The organism is Thalassospira sp. GO-4, from assembly GCF_023588965.1.
In the GTDB taxonomy this organism is placed as follows: Bacteria; Pseudomonadota; Alphaproteobacteria; order Rhodospirillales; family Thalassospiraceae; genus Thalassospira; species Thalassospira povalilytica.
Map to the genome: position 1 here is coordinate 87,742 of NZ_CP097807.1, position 17,110 is coordinate 104,851.

The 17,110-nt window shown below is 55.2% G+C and carries 14 protein-coding genes; 6 read left to right on the forward strand and 8 right to left on the reverse strand.

Going from position 1 to position 17,110, the window contains the following annotated elements; genetic code table 11:
* Positions 1-152 precede the first annotated feature (152 nt).
* Together guaB and M9H61_RS00445 are read left to right on the forward strand one after the other, a co-directional pair.
* On the forward strand, positions 153-1,619 hold the full coding sequence (guaB, locus tag M9H61_RS00440) for an IMP dehydrogenase (protein WP_101247887.1): 1,467 nt from the start codon (positions 153-155) through the stop codon (positions 1,617-1,619).
* Between the two features lie 222 nt (positions 1,620-1,841).
* On the forward strand, positions 1,842-3,179 hold the full coding sequence (locus tag M9H61_RS00445; protein WP_068517176.1) for an RsmB/NOP family class I SAM-dependent RNA methyltransferase: 1,338 nt from the start codon (positions 1,842-1,844) through the stop codon (positions 3,177-3,179).
* Between the two features lie 197 nt (positions 3,180-3,376).
* Here M9H61_RS00445 and M9H61_RS00450 read toward each other — a convergent pair whose 3' ends face one another.
* On the reverse strand, positions 3,377-3,694 hold the full coding sequence (locus M9H61_RS00450) for a hypothetical protein (RefSeq protein ID WP_068517118.1): 318 nt from the start codon (positions 3,692-3,694) through the stop codon (positions 3,377-3,379).
* Between the two features lie 290 nt (positions 3,695-3,984).
* Here M9H61_RS00450 and guaA point away from each other — a divergent pair, with 290 nt between their 5' ends.
* A complete protein-coding gene (guaA, locus tag M9H61_RS00455; RefSeq protein WP_068517119.1) occupies positions 3,985-5,538 on the forward strand; it encodes a glutamine-hydrolyzing GMP synthase in 1,554 nt (517 codons plus the stop codon).
* 125 nt (positions 5,539-5,663) lie between these two features.
* Positions 5,664-7,172 carry a hypothetical protein gene (locus M9H61_RS00460; RefSeq protein WP_250282782.1) on the forward strand — a complete coding sequence of 503 codons (1,509 nt, stop codon included), beginning with the start codon at positions 5,664-5,666 and terminating at the stop codon, positions 7,170-7,172.
* Between the two features lie 172 nt (positions 7,173-7,344).
* Here the strand turns inward: M9H61_RS00460 and M9H61_RS00465 are convergent, their stop codons facing one another.
* From M9H61_RS00465 to M9H61_RS00480, 4 genes are all read right to left on the reverse strand, one after another.
* Entirely contained in the window at positions 7,345-8,100 is a 756-nt protein-coding gene (locus M9H61_RS00465; protein ID WP_250282785.1) for an SDR family NAD(P)-dependent oxidoreductase, read from the reverse strand.
* Between the two features lie 127 nt (positions 8,101-8,227).
* Entirely contained in the window at positions 8,228-8,647 is a 420-nt protein-coding gene (locus tag M9H61_RS00470) for an MAPEG family protein (protein ID WP_250282787.1), read from the reverse strand.
* Positions 8,648-8,726: 79 nt separating this feature from the next.
* The gene (locus tag M9H61_RS00475; RefSeq protein WP_250282789.1) at positions 8,727-8,936 is read right to left on the reverse strand and encodes a helix-turn-helix transcriptional regulator; all 210 of its coding nucleotides are present in this window, start codon (positions 8,934-8,936) and stop codon (positions 8,727-8,729) included.
* Positions 8,936-9,505, reverse strand: a complete 570-nt coding sequence (locus M9H61_RS00480; RefSeq protein ID WP_250282791.1) for a DUF2975 domain-containing protein — start codon at positions 9,503-9,505, stop codon at positions 8,936-8,938. The genes M9H61_RS00475 and M9H61_RS00480 overlap by 1 nt, the downstream gene beginning before the upstream one ends.
* A 277-nt stretch (positions 9,506-9,782) precedes the next feature.
* Between M9H61_RS00480 and M9H61_RS00485 the strand changes: the two genes are divergently transcribed.
* Both M9H61_RS00485 and M9H61_RS00490 read left to right on the forward strand, forming a co-directional pair.
* Positions 9,783-10,253, forward strand: coding sequence for a helix-turn-helix transcriptional regulator (locus M9H61_RS00485; protein WP_250282793.1), 471 nt, complete (start codon positions 9,783-9,785; stop codon positions 10,251-10,253).
* A gap of 176 nt (positions 10,254-10,429) precedes the next feature.
* Entirely contained in the window at positions 10,430-12,886 is a 2,457-nt protein-coding gene (locus M9H61_RS00490) for a heavy metal translocating P-type ATPase (protein WP_250282794.1), read from the forward strand.
* Positions 12,887-13,249: 363 nt separating this feature from the next.
* On the opposite strand, the gene M9H61_RS00495 is transcribed toward M9H61_RS00490, so the two are convergent.
* From M9H61_RS00495 to M9H61_RS00505, 3 genes are all read right to left on the reverse strand, one after another.
* Positions 13,250-14,389, reverse strand: a complete 1,140-nt coding sequence (locus M9H61_RS00495; protein WP_250282796.1) for a DUF1513 domain-containing protein — start codon at positions 14,387-14,389, stop codon at positions 13,250-13,252.
* A gap of 34 nt (positions 14,390-14,423) precedes the next feature.
* On the reverse strand, positions 14,424-15,551 hold the full coding sequence (locus M9H61_RS00500) for an imelysin family protein (RefSeq protein ID WP_250282798.1): 1,128 nt from the start codon (positions 15,549-15,551) through the stop codon (positions 14,424-14,426).
* Positions 15,552-15,613: 62 nt separating this feature from the next.
* Positions 15,614-17,077: a di-heme oxidoredictase family protein gene (locus M9H61_RS00505; protein ID WP_250282803.1), complete on the reverse strand. Its 1,464-nt coding sequence runs from the start codon at positions 17,075-17,077 to the stop codon at positions 15,614-15,616.
* Positions 17,078-17,110: the final 33 nt, after the last annotated feature.

Below are 17,110 nucleotides of genomic sequence, written 5' to 3' on the forward strand. Positions count from 1 at the left end.
TGCCTGCCAGAAGCCCCATCGACCAGTTTCTAACGGAATGCGCAAAATAAAGCATCAATAAAATCACAGGGCTGTTATGGGCGCAGAAAACTTGGCATTTGGGGCGTAACGTGTATAAATTCCGCGCCAACTCAGATTAACGAGGTGGCCAGATGACCCGCATTGTAGAAGCCCTGACGTTTGACGACGTATTGATCAAACCCGCAGCATCCGAAGTGCTGCCGGCTCAGGTGCAGACCAACACCCGCATTACCAAGAAAATTGACCTGAAAATCCCGCTGCTTTCCTCGGCTATGGATACGGTGACCGAAAGTGCAATGGCGATTGTCATGGCACAGCATGGCGGCATGGGGGTCATTCACAAGAACCTCGATATCGCACAGCAGGCCGAAGAAGTTCGCCGCGTGAAAAAGTTCGAATCGGGTATGGTTGTCAACCCGATCACCATTCATCCTGACCAGACGCTGGCCGATGCGCTTGATCTGATGGATGTGAACCACATTTCGGGTATTCCGGTTGTCGAACGCGGCTCGAACAAGCTGGTCGGTATTCTGACCAACCGCGATGTCCGCTTTGCATCCAACCGCGCACAGCCGGTTTCCGAACTGATGACCCACGAAGGTCTGGTTACGGTGACCGAAAATGTCGACACCACCGAAGCCAAAAAGCTTCTGCACCAGCACCGTATTGAAAAGCTTCTGGTTGTTGACGAAGCGTATCGTTGCACCGGCCTGATCACGGTCAAGGATATCGAAAAAGCCAAGCTGCACCCGAATGCCTGCAAGGATGAAAGCGGTCGTCTGCGCGTTGCGGCAGCAACCGGTGTCGGCGAGGCGGGCTTTGAACGTGCCGCAGCACTGATCGAAGCCGGTGTTGACGTTCTGGTCATTGATACCGCGCATGGCCATTCGGCTGGCGTGATCAAGGCGGTGGAACAGATCAAGGCAAAAGTCGGCGATACCCAGATCATTGCCGGTAACGTCGCAACCGCAGCCGCCGTCAAGGCCTTGGCAGAAGCCGGTGCCGATGCGGTCAAGGTCGGTATCGGACCGGGGTCGATCTGTACGACCCGTATTGTTGCCGGTGTCGGCGTGCCGCAGTTGACCGCGGTTCTTGATTGTGCCGAAATGGCGCACAAGCTTGATGTGCCGATCATTGCCGATGGTGGTATCAAATTCTCGGGCGACATTGCCAAGGCAATGGCCGCGGGTGCCAGCACCTGCATGGTTGGTTCCCTTCTTGCCGGTACGGACGAAGCACCGGGCGAAGTCATCCTTTATCAGGGCCGTTCCTATAAATCCTATCGCGGGATGGGCTCGGTCGGTGCCATGGCACGCGGTTCGGCCGACCGTTATTTCCAGCAGGACGTCCAGGACAACCTGAAACTGGTTCCCGAAGGCATCGAAGGCCGCGTTCCCTACAAAGGTCCGGCAGGCCAGATCATCCATCAGCTGGTTGGCGGTCTTAAGGCATCGATGGGCTATACCGGTTCGGCGACCCTTGCCGATTTCCGTGAACGTGCCGAATTCGTGCGCATCACCAATGCCGGCTTGCGCGAAAGCCACGCCCATGACGTGACCATCACCCGCGAAGCTCCGAACTATCGTCCGGGCGGCTAAGCAATCAGGTTGCTGATCTGGCTGCCGCGATTTCGCTGAGCAGCCCTGCATTCGAAGCGGTTGGCGAACCGCGCGTGACATGCTATCAGCAGCCCCGTATTTCAGATGACGGCAGGTCTTCCTGCCGTCATCGTCTTTTTTATCGTATTTATCGCAAGCGGTGTTTGCGCTTCCCATATCCGAAGCAGCAGTAACACCCGCAAAACAGGTTGGAAATTCGCTTTGAAACCCGGTGCACGTATCGCAGCCGTCATTGAACTTTATGATGGCTGGACCCATACCCGAGACGACGCAGACCGCGTTGTATCTGGCTATTTCGGATCACGCCGTTACATCGGCGGTGGCGATCGCCGTGAAATCAGCGAACGTTTCTATAACCTGATCCGTCATCAGGCCCGTCTGGGCTGGTGGCTGGCGGAAATGGGCTATGAGTTTCAGGACGGTCGTGCACGCATGATCGCCGAACTGGTTCTGCATGATGGTCTGTCAAAGGCCGATATCGAAGACCGTTTCAGCGGCGAACAATTCTGCCCGGAAACGCTTCATCCCAATGAAAAGCACCTGATCAACAAACTGGCCGACAAGACCCTTGATCATGATGCCCAGCCCGGCGCGGTCAAAACCGAGTTGCCGAAATGGCTGTATGCGGAGCTGATGAAGCTTCATCATGAAAACCTGTCTGCCGAAATGGCGGCCTATAATCAGCCGGCCAAACTTGATCTGCGTGTCAACCGCCTGCGCGGAACTGTCGAAGACGCGATCAAGTCGCTGAAAGCCGATGGCATCAAGGATATTGAACGCACCCCGTTTGCACCCAACGGCCTGCGTTTGCCGCTGGGCCTCAATATGCTGGTGACTGCGGCCTATAAGGATGGCCTGATCGAAATCCAGGACGAAGCATCGCAGATTTGCGTCAAGCTGGTCGATGCCAAGCCGGGCATGACCATCCTTGATATGTGTGCTGGCGGTGGCGGCAAGACCCTTGGTATTGCGGCTGACATGCGCGGCAAGGGACGTATCCTTGCCTGTGATACCCATGGGGGGCGTCTGGACAATTCGCGCAAACGTGCACGTCGCGCCGGTGCAGGTGATTGCATCCAGCAGCGCATCATTGCCGATGAACGCGACAGCTGGCTGCGCAACAAGTCGGGCTTCTTTGACCGTGTATTGCTTGATGTGCCCTGTTCGGGGCTTGGGACGTTGCGCCGTAACCCGGCTTTGCGCTGGCGTATCGGTCAGCGTGACCTGCGCACCCTGATGGCGCAGCAAAGCAAGATCCTTAAGGCCGGTGCGGCCAAGGTCACCAAGGGCGGGCGCCTGATTTATGCGACCTGTTCGATCATGCCCGAAGAAAACGAACGCCTGATTGAAACCTTCATGCGCGATCGCAAGGATTTCAAACCGGTGCCGATCAATGAAATCTGGCCCGATGCACCAAAATCCGTTCCGGTTCCGGGCGGCAAGGATAAGCCCTGGTTGCGTCTGTCGCCGAATGTCCATGGCACCGACGGGTTCTTTGTTGCGGTGTTCGAACGGACCGCCAAAGGCAAGGTAAAATAATGGACCGACCGGTGATGACATATGGCATCCGGCCCGTCATCAGCCTTAGTCCGTCTGCACGAAAAAAGGCCCTGCGAGGAATACTCGCAGGGCCAGTTTTGTTTTACCGTGAACGCAATATTGCGTTAAGTGGCTCTTCTGCAGATTGCCGGTCCCACGGTGTCGCGGGCGTCAGCCCGTTTGTTGCTCAGAGCAGGTTATTCGGTTTTCTCGGCCGGAATGTCATAGACCGGACCATTGCTGTCCGAACCTTCCGAATTTTCGAGATTGTTCATACCGGGAATAACATCATCCTCTGCATCCGGGCCGGTCTTCAGGCTTTCGCCGATTTCGGCACTCGGCGCAGCCGGTGCAATGGTTTCGGATTTTTCAGCCGGGGCGGTTTCTTCCGTACCGAAGATCGGCAGGGCGGAACCGCCATCTTTCTGGGTCATCGCGATTGCGGTTGCAGTACCGGCAACCAGAATAAGACCAGCGACGGCGAGTGCGATTTTGCTACCTTTGGAAGTGCTCATGATTACGTGTCCCTTGCTTCGATCAAAAATGCGTTGCTCATGCTCGGACGCGTTGTTTCCCGCGTTCCGTTGATTGGAATACTGCGCGACCATTGCGAAGGAAAAAGGGACCAATTGTGTAATTTTCGGGGGATGATGTGCGCAAAAACGCCGCAATTCTCCGTGCCGGCCCGGCAACAGGGCGCAAGTTTTTTGAATGCATCGTTGGGGGACCGCCTGCGCCGGGTTGCCCATCACGATGGTTTGGCGTATGTACGGCGCAACCCCATCTTCGACGGAGATACGGCCCGATGACTGATCGCGTGCTGATTATTGATTTCGGATCCCAGGTTACCCAGCTGATTGCACGTCGCGTGCGTGAAAGCGGTGTCTATAGCGAGATCCACCCTTTTAATAACATCTCGGATGCGTTCCTTGATGAATATGCCCCCAAGGCCGTGATCCTTTCGGGTGGCCCGGCGTCTGTCCATTGGGACAAGGCCCCGTCGGCACCGGCAAAGGTGTTTGAACTCGGCGTTCCGGTTCTGGGCATCTGCTATGGTCAGCAGACCATGGTCAACCAGCTTGGCGGCAAGGTCGCGACATCCGATCATCGTGAATTCGGTCGTGCCTTTGTCGACGTGATCGAAGATTGCGCGCTGTTTACCGGCGTTTGGGCCGCGGGCGCACGCGAACAGGTCTGGATGAGCCACGGCGACCGTGTTGATGCGCTTCCCGACGGTTTCCGCGTTGTTGGCAAATCCGAAGGCGCACCGTTTGCCGCCATCGCCAATGACGAAAAGAAATTCTATGCGGTTCAGTTCCACCCGGAAGTGGTCCATACCCCGCATGGCGCACAGCTCCTTAAGAACTTTACGCATGGTGTTGCCGGTTGCTCTGGCGACTGGACGATGAATGCCTATAAGGACGATGCGATTGACAAGATCCGCAAACAGGTCGGCGATGGCAAGGTCATCTGTGGTCTGTCGGGTGGTGTTGACAGCTCGGTTACCGCAGTTCTGATCCACGAGGCAATTGGTGATCAGCTTACCTGCGTGTTTGTCGATCACGGTTTCATGCGCGCGGGCGAGGCCGATCAGGTCGTCTCCCTGTTCCGTGACCATTACAACATCCCGCTGGTTCATGTTGATGCGTCCGAAACCTTTATCGGTGCGATCGAAGGCGAAACCGATCCGGAAGTAAAACGCAAAACCATTGGGCGTCTCTTCATCGAAACCTTCGAAGAAGAAGCCAAGAAAATCGGCGGTGCGGATTTCCTCGCACAGGGGACGCTGTACCCTGACGTGATCGAAAGCGTGTCCTTCACCGGCGGCCCGTCAGTCACCATCAAGTCGCACCATAACGTTGGCGGTCTTCCGGAACGTATGAACATGAAGCTGGTTGAGCCGCTTCGTGAACTGTTCAAGGACGAAGTCCGTGACCTTGGGCGTGAACTGGGCCTGCCGGACAGCTTTGTCGGGCGTCATCCGTTCCCTGGACCGGGTCTTGCGATCCGTATTCCTGGCCAGCCGATCACGCGCGAAAAGCTTGATATCCTGCGCAAGGCCGATGCGATCTATCTCGAAGAAATCCGCAATGCCGGTCTTTATGACGCGATCTGGCAGGCATTCGCCGTTCTGCTTCCGGTGCGTACCGTTGGCGTGATGGGCGACGGTCGTACCTATGACTATGCCTGTGCACTGCGCGCGGTCACCTCGACCGATGGCATGACCGCGGACTTCTATGCGTTCCCGCCTGAACTGCTTGGCCGCATCGCCAACCGCATCATCAATGAAGTCAACGGCATCAACCGTGTCACCTATGACTTTACATCCAAACCACCGGGAACCATCGAGTGGGAATAAGTTTTCCGATATCGGAAACAACAAACGGCGCGTCCATTGGGCGCGCCGTTTTTTTTGTGATGGTTTTCTCGTCAAAATTGCATTAATTTTATCTAATAAAAGTCGGAGGTTACGAGGGGAGTGTAATGTTTTCCGAGATTATTTCTCAAGCAGCAGAGCTCAAAAACGCAGCAGAGCAAATGATGAGCGCTTTGCAGGATGCCACAGCAAGCGATGGCTCACAATTGATCTCTGGCGATATCGTTTTTGGCGAACAAACTCTCGGAGATGTCTATTCAAACCTCACATCGGTCGTTGAGTTGTCCGTGTCGCTTCCAAAGAATGCATCGGGTCCCCCATTCCCAAGAAGAAGCATTGGTGCGGTGGTTACTAATCTGCAGAGCGCAGTCACAGAATGTACTAATGTCGTCTCTGATGTGAATTGGGTGAAGCAGCAAGGTTTTACTTCCGTAGATGAAAACCTTGCTATTATGCGTACGGCAAATGGTCAAAATCGTGACCTGCGTGGACGTTTTCAAAACATCGTTAAATATCTTGAAGCGACAACAGAACACTTGCTTTTGTTGAAGCTTGCCTTCGGTGGCCAGTCAGACAATCCGTTCACCGGGTTGAGGCAGGGTATCAACAAAATGCTCACGGAATTGAATGAGGCGAAGCGTGAAGTTAGCGGCATAAAGCGTGTCACAAAAGGGGAAGCTACGAAAGCATCCACGGCAAGCAATGGGGCTGAGGCTGCCTTGGACGCAGCTCAAAAAGCTCAAACCGAACTCTCTGGAATTTTGACTGATTGGAAATCAAAGTCCGAAGAAGTTGAAAGTCTATTGCAGAGAGTGAGGACTAATGAGCAGGAGGCGAGCGATCTCGGTGGTAGAATTTCGGCATTTGACCCGGATTTTGAGGGTTTCAAACAAAACTTGCGAGAAGTGCAAGATACTCTAATTAAAGAAAAAGAGGCAGTCGAAAGGTTCCTCGAGGATAATCGATCCGAGCTGGAAAGTTTGGTGAAAAGTGCCACCGACGTTCGCCATGAGCATGAGGAAATAGACAAGCAGAGTAGAAAATTGCTGGGGCTCGCTACCTCTGCGGGGTTAGCAAATAGTTACGCTGCTGCAAGGACAAACTTAGATGGACCGATCTCAACTGTCCGGAAGGAATTCTACGGCTCAATAGTATTTCTGTTTGTCTCAGTCCTGTGTGTTTTCAATGCACTACCGTTTGTGAACGGCTACATACAGTTTCCTAGTTTCGTAACCGGCAACACAGCGGATTTTGGCGTCGCTGCGTTGCAGTTTTTAGGCGCGATTTCTGTACGCATTTTTGTGCTGTTGCCATCATTGTTCTTGTTGGGATTCGCGAGTAGGCGCCATCGCCAACTCTTCACCTTACAGGAGAGTTACAGGCACAAAGAGACACTTGCAGCATCAGTTGCTTCATTTAAAGAGCAAGCCGGGGAGGGCTATGAGAACGCAATTGCTGCAGCCGCATTTGAAGCTCTGATCCCGGACGCAACAGAAATTGATCCAAAGCGTGACAGCCCTGATCAAGGAGGATCAGGGCTATTATCTCGTTGGCTTCGCCGCAATATACGTGATGCAGTCCGGGATATGAGAGTGATGCGAAATGGTGAAGATTAAGTTTGTTTAGTTTGATCCGGGCCCATCCGACCCGCAATCGCCTGTGGAATTGCATGCATTTGACAAGACCTGTTGGACGCTGCGTTGCCAGTTAAAGGTTAGGCAGGACGGCAGGGCCAACAGGGTGGTCAATGCGATGATCAGGCGAAGCAGGCGCATGGGGTCATTGCCTTTACTTTCGGCGCAGCGCGGGCAGGCCAACGCCGGTGGTTTCAAACCCGCCGTCTGCGGCGACGATTTGACCGGTGACGAAACTTGCCTTGTCCGAGCACAGGAAATGGATGACTTCGGCGATTTCATTTTCCGTGCCATATCGGCCAAGCGGCATGGCATCAAGGTAGGCTGATATGATGTCGGTTGAATGGACTGCCATTGCAAGTTTGGTTTTGACCGGGCCGGGACAGACGCAATTGGCGCGAATGCCATATTCGCCAAGTTCGGCGGCCTGTTGTTTGGTCATGTGAATGACGGCGGCCTTTGACGTGCCATAGGCCACCCGAAGGGTCGATGCACGCAGGCCCGAGATCGAGCCGATATTGACAATAGCACCCTTGGTTTCCTTTAGCGCCGGAATGGCCGCCTGCGAGACAAGGAAGACACCATCAAGGTTGGTTTCCATGATCCGGCGCCAGGCGGCAAAGCTGGTTTCTTCGACCGGAAGGAAATCGGCAACCCCGGCATTGTTGACCACTGCATCAATCCGGCCGAATTCCGAAAGAACATTGTCAATCATCTGATCGACCTGTTGGGGGACGGAAACATCAAAGATGAATGCCTTGCCATCCGTCATCGCGCTTGCGGCCTGTGTCAGTTCATCCCCGTCACGATCAATCATTGCCACTTTCCAGCCCTGTTCGATGAACAGTTTGCTGGTGGCAAGTCCGATCCCGCGCGCAGCCCCTGTGATCAGGGCGATCTTTTGTGTCATCTGTTCCGTCCTCTCCTGAAGCATTTGTGTTTTTTACGATGGTGCCATCGCTTTATTGGCTTCATTTAGGCAAAACAATCACGTTGCGGCAAGTACCGCATCGTTTCTGGCGGAACCCGGTATTGTGTCAGGCATGGAGAAACAGCTGTGCGGCATAGACCAGCATGGCAAACAGGCTGACGAAATAGGCGATGGATCGCACGCCTTTGACCGGGCCGAGATGTTCGATCCCGGCAAGATACAATCCGCCATGCGCAAGACGGGCAAGAAGAAATACAGTCGCACAGGCGATGGTGATCGTATTCGAAACGCCGGTTGCCTGTGCGACAAGGGTGATGATTGCAAACGGTACGAGGTTTTCCAGATGGTTCTGATGTGCGCGCAATCCGCGTGCGGCCATGCCCACACGTTCCGGAAGGCCGTCACGATTGCCCATCAGCCGTTTGCCGCCGACACCGGGTTGTTTGGCATAGGCGTAATTATAGGCCCAGGGAAAGGTCAGGCACAGCAACGCATTTAACAGCAGAATGAAAAGCTCGTATGTCACAGGGCACCCGTAAAGTTATGAGAATGTTGGCTTTACGTTGATTGCAGGCATTCTGGATCAGGTTGTCTGGCGCCGGAAGTCAGTCATCTGCAACAAATTCCAGCAGATCACCGGGCTGGCAGTCCAGTTCCTTGCAGATTGCAGCCATGGTTTCAAAGCGTACGCCGCGCACCTTTCCCGATTTCAAAAGCGACAGGTTTTGTTCGCTGATTCCGATCCGGGCGGCGAGATCCTTGGATTTCATTTTGCGGGTGGCGAGCATCACGTCAAGTCGGACAACAATCCCCATCAGACGAAGCTCCGGTTTTCATCATCAATCCGGGCCGCTTCACCAAGCACCCAGGCAATCACGATAATCAGCGCACCAAGGAAAAGCGTGCTGGCCTCGGCATTGCCAAGGCCAATGGACAGCATCCGTTCACCGGCCGGGCGGTGGAAGGTCGCCAATACCGATGTCGTAGCCCCGGTCAGCGGTTTGGCCAGTGTTTGCACCAGAAGCGCGACGCCAAACAGTTTAAGATGACGGATCGTTTCAGGCTGAAAAATCGCGTTATGGGCAAAGGCCCCGAACATCTTGCGCAGGTGAAACAGCCCATAGGCCATGATCAATGACGGGATCATCATTACCAGGATGGTGGCATATTTCTGCCATCCCGAAAGCGCGTGCAATTCCGCAAGGCTGACCGTCATCTGGCTGGTGCTGGCTTCGACCCATCCCGGCAGATACCAGACCATTGGAATGGCAAGAAATTGAAGAACGATCGCAACCGCACATCCCCAATAAAGCAGGGTGCTGAGCCTGCGAACATTTTTAAGGGTATCGGGCTTCGCGGCATGTGACGTGGATGGGGTGGACATGGTGGGGCTCCTGTCAGGTGAAGTTCACGAATCGATTTATATAATTAATGTAAAACATGAATAAGTTATCGAAAGGAGTCAATGTGAAATTGACCGATCGCGGTGTGGTGTCGGTGCAGGTCGCGGGTATCGGACTTGCGGTGTCGAGCGTTCCCTTGTGATTTTTTCAACCGGGCAGGGGCCGGGACGATTGGAAATCGGCGGTGTCGTGGATCGTATCACGGTGTTTTGGTTCAGTTCCCCTTGCCTTGGATCGGCTGTCATGGAAAATAGGGGCATGTCAGAAAGCAAAACCAAATCCCCGATCACCAAGTCCCCGGTTGGCAAAGCCCCGGTCAGTAAGGCCATGTCGTCGCCAACCGAAACAGATTGCCAGGAATGCGATACGGCAGCCCGTCTTGGTCTGAGCACCGAACAGGGTGAAGCCGTCACGCGCGATGCGTCACGTGCTGTGGGGGCGAACCTGTCGCTGCCCCATATAGAGGCCGCGGCAAAGATCTTTGCGCTTTTGGGGGATGCCGGGCGGTTGCAGCTGGTTTTGCGGTGTATGGAACGCCCGCAGACCGTCAGTGAACTGGCCGATGCGACCAACATGTCGCAATCGCTTTGCAGCCATCATTTGCGCCATTTGCGCGATCAGCGGATTCTGGCATCCGAGCGCCGCGGACGGCATATTTTCTATCAGATCGATGATGAACATATTTCGCGCGTGGTGCGTGATGTCTTTGCGCATGTGACGCACGACTGATCTGATTTTGTTTTAATTCAGCTGCTTGAAGGATGATTGCCGGGCTGGTGACTGGCCGGTCAGGCATGGCATTTCCATACATTCAAATGCGTATTTGAATGTTCTTGACAGATGAATATATGAAGCATAGTTTGAATATAACATATGAATGAAAATTTTATTTTATGAGGTGATGAATGTCCTTCGTCGCAAAATGGGAAGACCTTCCGGCAATTGGTGACTGTGCGCAGTGCCGCGCATCATTGATTGATGTTCTTTCGCGGGCCATTCCGGGGCGTGGTATTTCCGGGGATGGGCAGGGCATATCAACATCATCACCGATCAGTGCCGATGAAGACGCCACCTTGCGGGACATTCTTGCCCGTCAGGCCGATGCGAAACGCCATTACCATTGGCAGGTGTCGGGCATGGATTGCGGATCCTGTGTTGCCAAGATCGAAACCGCCCTTGGCAAAATGGATGGCGTGTCCTGTGTCGATGTCTCGATGATGCGCGAAACCGTTACTCTTGGCCTAGATGATGATCGCCAATCTGATCGCGCTGCGGTTACTTCGTTACTGAACAAGCTTGGCTATCCGGCCCGCGAGAAAACGGCACCCGGTATGACGGGCGCCCAGCGCAATACATCCTGTTGTGCCGGTGACGCATGCGCGCAGGATGGTGCCCCCAATTCGACCAGTCGCAGTCACAGTCACACTCACGACGCGACCGCAAAAGTTGCGGATGTTGATGCCGATGCCGGTACCGGTATCAAACGGCGGTTTGTACCCTGGTCGTCTGAAAATGATGAAATTGCCTTTGCGGCCATTTGTCTGGCGCTGGGCGGTCTGGTGGGGGTGATTATCCCGTCATTCGGGTCTTATGCCATGTCGGTTGCATCTGTTCTGGCTGCTGTGCCGGTAATGAAAAAAGCGATGCGACTGGCACAAAGCGGCGCGATTTTCTCGATCGAACTTCTGATGTCGGTTGCTGTCATCGGGGCGGTGGCGATAGGCGAAAGTCTTGAGGCCGGTATGGTCGTGCTGCTGTTTGCGATTGGCGAACGGCTTGAAGGTGTTGCGGCCGGTCGCGCACGAAGCGGGGTCAAGGCCCTGATGAAGCTGGCCCCCGAACAGGCGCGGCGCATAACCGGCGATGGCGTGCAGACCGTTTCACCGACGGAACTTGCATTGAACGACCTTGTTGAAGTCCGCCCCGGGGAACGGGTCCCGGCCGATGGTGTGGTTGCATCGGGGGCGGCTGATATTGATAACAGCCATCTGACAGGGGAATCTGTTCCGGTCTATTGCAAGGCGGGCGATGACGTCTTTGCCGGTGCGATTGTCACAGACAGCCCGGTGCGGATCACGGTTACCCGTGCGGCCGGGCAGACTATGCTTGATCGCGTGATCGAGCTGGTCGAACAAAGCGAAAAGCACAAGGCACCGGTCGAACGGTTTGTGGCAAAATTTGCCCGTATCTATACACCGATCATCATGGCGCTTGCCGCCGCGACCGTTATCATCCCGCCGGTTCTGTTCGGGCAGGGCTGGGAAGAATGGATCTATCGCGGCTTGGCATTGCTTCTGATCGGCTGCCCCTGTGCACTGGTGATTTCAACACCGGCTGCGGTGACATCGGCCCTGGCACGCGCCACAAGGATCGGCCTTCTGGTCAAGGGCGGTGCCGGGTTGGAGCTGATCGGGGCGGTACGCACCATGGCATTTGACAAGACCGGCACCCTGACCGAAGGAAGGCCGAAAGTTGCCGCGATCAAAACCACGGATGGGTATGGCGAAAACGGCCTTCTGACCATTGCCGCGGCCCTTGAAACCGTGACGTCCCATCCGTTAGCCCGTGCTGTTGTGGCGGCGGCGGAAAACCGGAACCTTGAATTGCCGGTGATCGAAGATGCCAAAACCATCGCCGGTGCCGGTGTCGAAGGCAAAATTGATGGTGTGACCTATCAGGTGGGGGCGGCCAACCGGCTTGGTATCACACCGAATGGCGATATGGCGGGCTGGCTGACCGCACAGGAAGAAGACGGCAGTACTGCGGTTGTTATCCTGAAAAACGGCCAAATCATTGGTGCATTGGCACTGCGTGATGTGGCGCGCGCCGATGCGAAGGCCGCCCTTGCCGAACTTAACAGGCTTAACATTACCCCGGTGATGCTAACAGGCGACGCCACCCGTGTGGCCAAACGCATGGCAGCCGATCTTGGCATGGATTATCGCGCCGAACTGATGCCCGAAGACAAGCTTGATGCCCTGACGGCCCTTCGGGACGATCCGAAACGTTCCGGCCCGGTCGCCATGGTTGGCGATGGCATTAATGACGCACCCGCTCTTAAGGCCGCAGATGTCGGTATTGCCATTGGTGGCGGCACCGATATCGCGCTTGAGGCCGCCGATGCGGTCGCGGTCAAGGAGCGCCTTGGGGATGTCGTCAATTTGGTCAAACTGTCGCGTGCGGCGCGCCGGGTGATACGTGAAAACATCACGATTGCACTTGGCCTCAAGGCCGTCTTTCTGGTGACGTCGATCACCGGTTTGACCGGCTTGTGGCTGGCTGTTCTTGCCGATACAGGGGCGACTGTCCTTGTGACCATCAACAGCCTGCGTCTTCTGATCGCTCTGCGCACCGCGCGATAGGAAAAAGGTCCCGAAAAGAGAAAGCGGCGGTTATCGTTTCCCGCATCGATAACCACCGCTATTCCACCTTGAGAGGCCTACGGGGAGAGAGGACCCGTAGGTGAGAGACAAGCCGTTTTGGGGACAAATGCGAATGGGTTGCATTCGCGGGCTGTGTCGAGACCTGTTATAGGTGAGGGAAAACCATTGCGCAAGTGAAAATCGTTCTCATTTGCGTAAAATTTTTAGTTGATAATTGTCTCATTTAAATAGCCCGACCAAAACAGTCGGTTAATCTGCCGGTTTTCTGCGGTTTCTATGGGGCTAAAACGATAAAACCCGCAGCATTTGTGCGGGTTTTATCAACATTCATTCGGGATGCGTTTACGCCGTAATGCGCCGCAAATGGTTATCCCAATGCAGCGATTTATGAGAATCGTCGGGAAGTTCCACGCGTTTTCGGCGAATCGCATCAAGACGCCAGCCATTGCCAAGACCGCTGGTGCCGACGAATTCACCCGGGCGATCGGTTGCGGCAAGTCCGCATCCGTCAGGGGCCGCGATATGGGTCAGGAATCCATTGGTCTTTGCATCCCAGAATGTCACAAGCCCGCCGCGCGGGCACGAAATGCCAAATACCTGGCCCGATGCATCAAAGCGCACCGATCCGCAATATTGGCGCATGCGGTACTGGACATTGTCGGGGGCCTCGATCGGGCGGATTTCCTTGCCCGGTTGCCAGATACCGACAAGCGGCACCTGATCATTGATCTCGCCCTGATACTGGAAACCGGCGGCAATGGTGCCATTGGCTGCGACATCGAGATGGCGGATGGAAAGCTGGTGCCAGTCATGTTTCAGCGACGCCTGATGGATCAGTTTGCCGGTCCGTCGGTCAATGATCGACAGATTGGGTTCCATCGAATCGATATTAAGGGCAGTGCGGCCGTCGAAATCCGGGTGGGTATGCAACCCGCCATTGGCAATCACCAGCTGTTCGCCGCCGGGCATCAGATGCAATTCATGCGGCCCGGTGCCAAAGCTGTCAAATTCCGCGACCCGGCGATAACCATCCTCGGCATCCCAGACCGACACAACACCGCGCGCATGATCAAAGTCATTCTCGGTGATATAAAGGAACCGCCCGTCATTGGAATAAATGGCATGTCCATAAAACCGGCGGTCTTCCGGACAATGCAGTTTGGCACGGACATCGCCGGTATGACGGTCAAGGATCAGCCCGTAAAGGCCGGGGCGGCGTTCAACGGCTGCGACATCAACATGATTGGGGCGAAGACCGATATCATGTCCGCGTCCCGGCAGGGCCTGTTCAAACAGGATCTTGCCCGATGCGTTGAACGCGCTGACATAATAATCATCGGCATCCCCGGCACTGGCCGAGATATAGACCGCGCGATCTTCGGGTGCCGGCGTGCCGGCCGAACGGGCGATATCAATCGGCAACAGGGTAAATGCCCCGCCAACCCCCATGAGTTTCAGAAACTCGCGACGTTGATGTCTCACTTTATCCTCCGTATTCAGGCCCGGTCAGGGGTGCTCAATCGCCGTCAAGCGCATTGAACCCGCCGCCAAGCTGGGTATTGCCACCAATATCGTTTTCAACAAGCGTGGTCAGAAAATCGATCTGGGATTTGAATTCCGCCAGCTTGTCATACCCGTCAGGCTGGGCCAGAAGGTCCTCGACCGAGGCAGGAAGACCATCAAGCGCGTCGACCACGGTTTGCCAGTTCAGTCGGAACGAACGATCCAGAAGGCTGCTGTCAATCAGGGCAGCCAAACCGGTTCCTTCGCTGCCGACATCGCCCCATTTGCCATCATAGATCGCAAACAGACCGGTCAGGTTATGGGCGATGTTGCGAAGTGATCGTTTCGATACTTCGCTTTCTGCGCGGCTGGCCTTGGCGTCCTGCTTGTTATCGCCAAGCGGTTTGCCAAGTTTCTGGGCCGATATAATCAGGATACCTTCATGCAGGGCGCGATAAAGATCGGTCGCGGCAAATTTGGCGGTGGGGTAATCCATGCTGTCGGGGCCGGCTGTCGCCATGGCATCGGCAAATTCCGGCCATTCGTCGCGCAATTCCCCGGCAATCGTTTCAAGATTGGTGGCAATGGCAGCCCCGTATTGGCAAAGGTACACGCCGTCTTCGTCACCGCTTGTGAGATGGGCGGTGTTCTTGGGATCAAACAGAACTTCTTCAAGTGCCGGGAACCCCTGAAGGGCGGCACTGGCTTCGGACAGCTGTTCGGGATCGGTATAGCCTGCCGGTTTGCTAAACAGCAATTTCCGGAACTGGCGGGCAGCGGTGCCGTGCTTGTCTGGCCAATATTCGATATGCTGATCGCGGCCATTGGCAACCATTGGTCCCATGCGCCATGGCTGGATTTCCTGCCAGATATCCATTGCGACATGGAAATCTTCCTGAACATCTTTCAGGTCATCGGCATCCGGATCGGCGCAGAAATCCGTGATCGACGTGCTGAGTTGCGCATTGGCTTTGTGAAAGTCATCAAGTTTCGGCGGCATGACTTCATTAAGAAGATGGTTCAGAACCGGCCGGTAATTTTCATCCGGGATATCGGCATGTGCGTTCGGGGCTGCAAAACCAATCGCAATTGCGGCGGTGGTTGAAAGAAGCATAAGACGCGAACATGATTTCAGGAGCATATGTCTTTTCCGAATATTCACTTGATCTGAAGGGCTTGGCGCCGGGGTAACCCATGCCAGTCTCAAAGTGACTTGAGAAATGCAAGCAGTTTCCTGCGCTCAGATGGTGGCAGCAATGTGACAGAATTGCGCGCAGCTTCGGCTTCGCCACCATGCCAAAGTACGGCTTCAAGAATGGTACGTGCCCGCCCGTCATGCAAGAATTGCGCGCGCGGATCAATCTGTTTTGCCCGTCCAATTCCCCAAAGCGGCGGGGTGCGCCATTCGCGTCCCGATGCCTGTGCTTCGGGTCGATGATCGGCAAGTCCTTCGCCCATGTCATGCAGCAACAGATCGCTATAGGGCCAGATCACCTGTCCGGATTGCTCGGCCATGTCGGGGCGTTCTGGCAATTGATAGCGCGGCGTATGGCAGGATGCGCAACCGATTGAAGCAAAAATCTGCTGCCCGGCAACGACATCGGCATCATGGGCATCCGGGCGCGCAGGCGGGGCGATGTTGCGCGTATAATACAAAACAAGATCGGTGACCTGCGAATGGGCTTCGAGGTTTTCGAATTCCGGGTCATTGCCATCCGGCGCGGTCAGGCAATTTTTCTGTGTTTCGGTGCAATCGCCCGATCCGTTGGGATAAAGCGGGGTCGACAGACCGATATCAAACTGAAAGGCATTCTGGTTTTGCTGATCAAGTGTCGGCATCCCGGCCTTCCAGCCAAATCGACCGATTGCCAGCTTTCCGCGGGCAATATCCCAGACATGATTGACCCGGCCCGATATGCCATCGCCGTCACGATCCTGGGGATCGGCCGCCGCCAGCAACACATCGTCGGGGATGGCTTCAAGCAGGCCAAGACCGATCATCGGCGGTGCCAGGCGCGGAGAAACCATCACATCGGGATGAAGCGGCCCATAGGCCAGTTCGGTCATCTGGTAATCGGGCTTTTGCAGGGTAACGACTTCACCCCCGGCCAGGCTGACATCTTGGGCCTGGTAGGTAACCTTTACCCGGCCTTCGGCCTTGATGCCCGGGATTGAAAAGTCCTGAAACTGTCCGCCATAAACCGGATCGGGAATGGTTGCGATCTTGCCATCCAGATGGTCGCGCAACTGATCGGCGGTTTGCGGCGGGATCGACAGGCGCAGCAACATCGAAGTCGCGCCGTCACCCGGGGCATTTTCATCAACCGGATGGCCGCGACCATTGCGGATATGGCATCCGCTGCAAGCACGCGAATTGAACAGCGGGCCAAGCCCGTCGGCGGTTTTGGTCCGGGTCGGGGCAGTCACCCAAAGCCTTTGAAAAAGGGCCTCGCCAAGCTTGAAATCAAGCCGCTTTTCAAAGGTCATATTGGCCGAATAATGGGTGAAAACATTCCGGCCATCTGCGTCGGGCCATGTGGTGTCCCCGCCGGGCAGGGCCGATGCAGACAGATCGTCGGCACGGGCAGGGATCAACGGTGCCATCAAACTGGTCAGTACAAGACCGGATGACAGAATATAGCGCAGGGCAAAAGCGGGACGTTTCATGGCGGGTTCGGTTCTTGTCATTATTATAAAAAG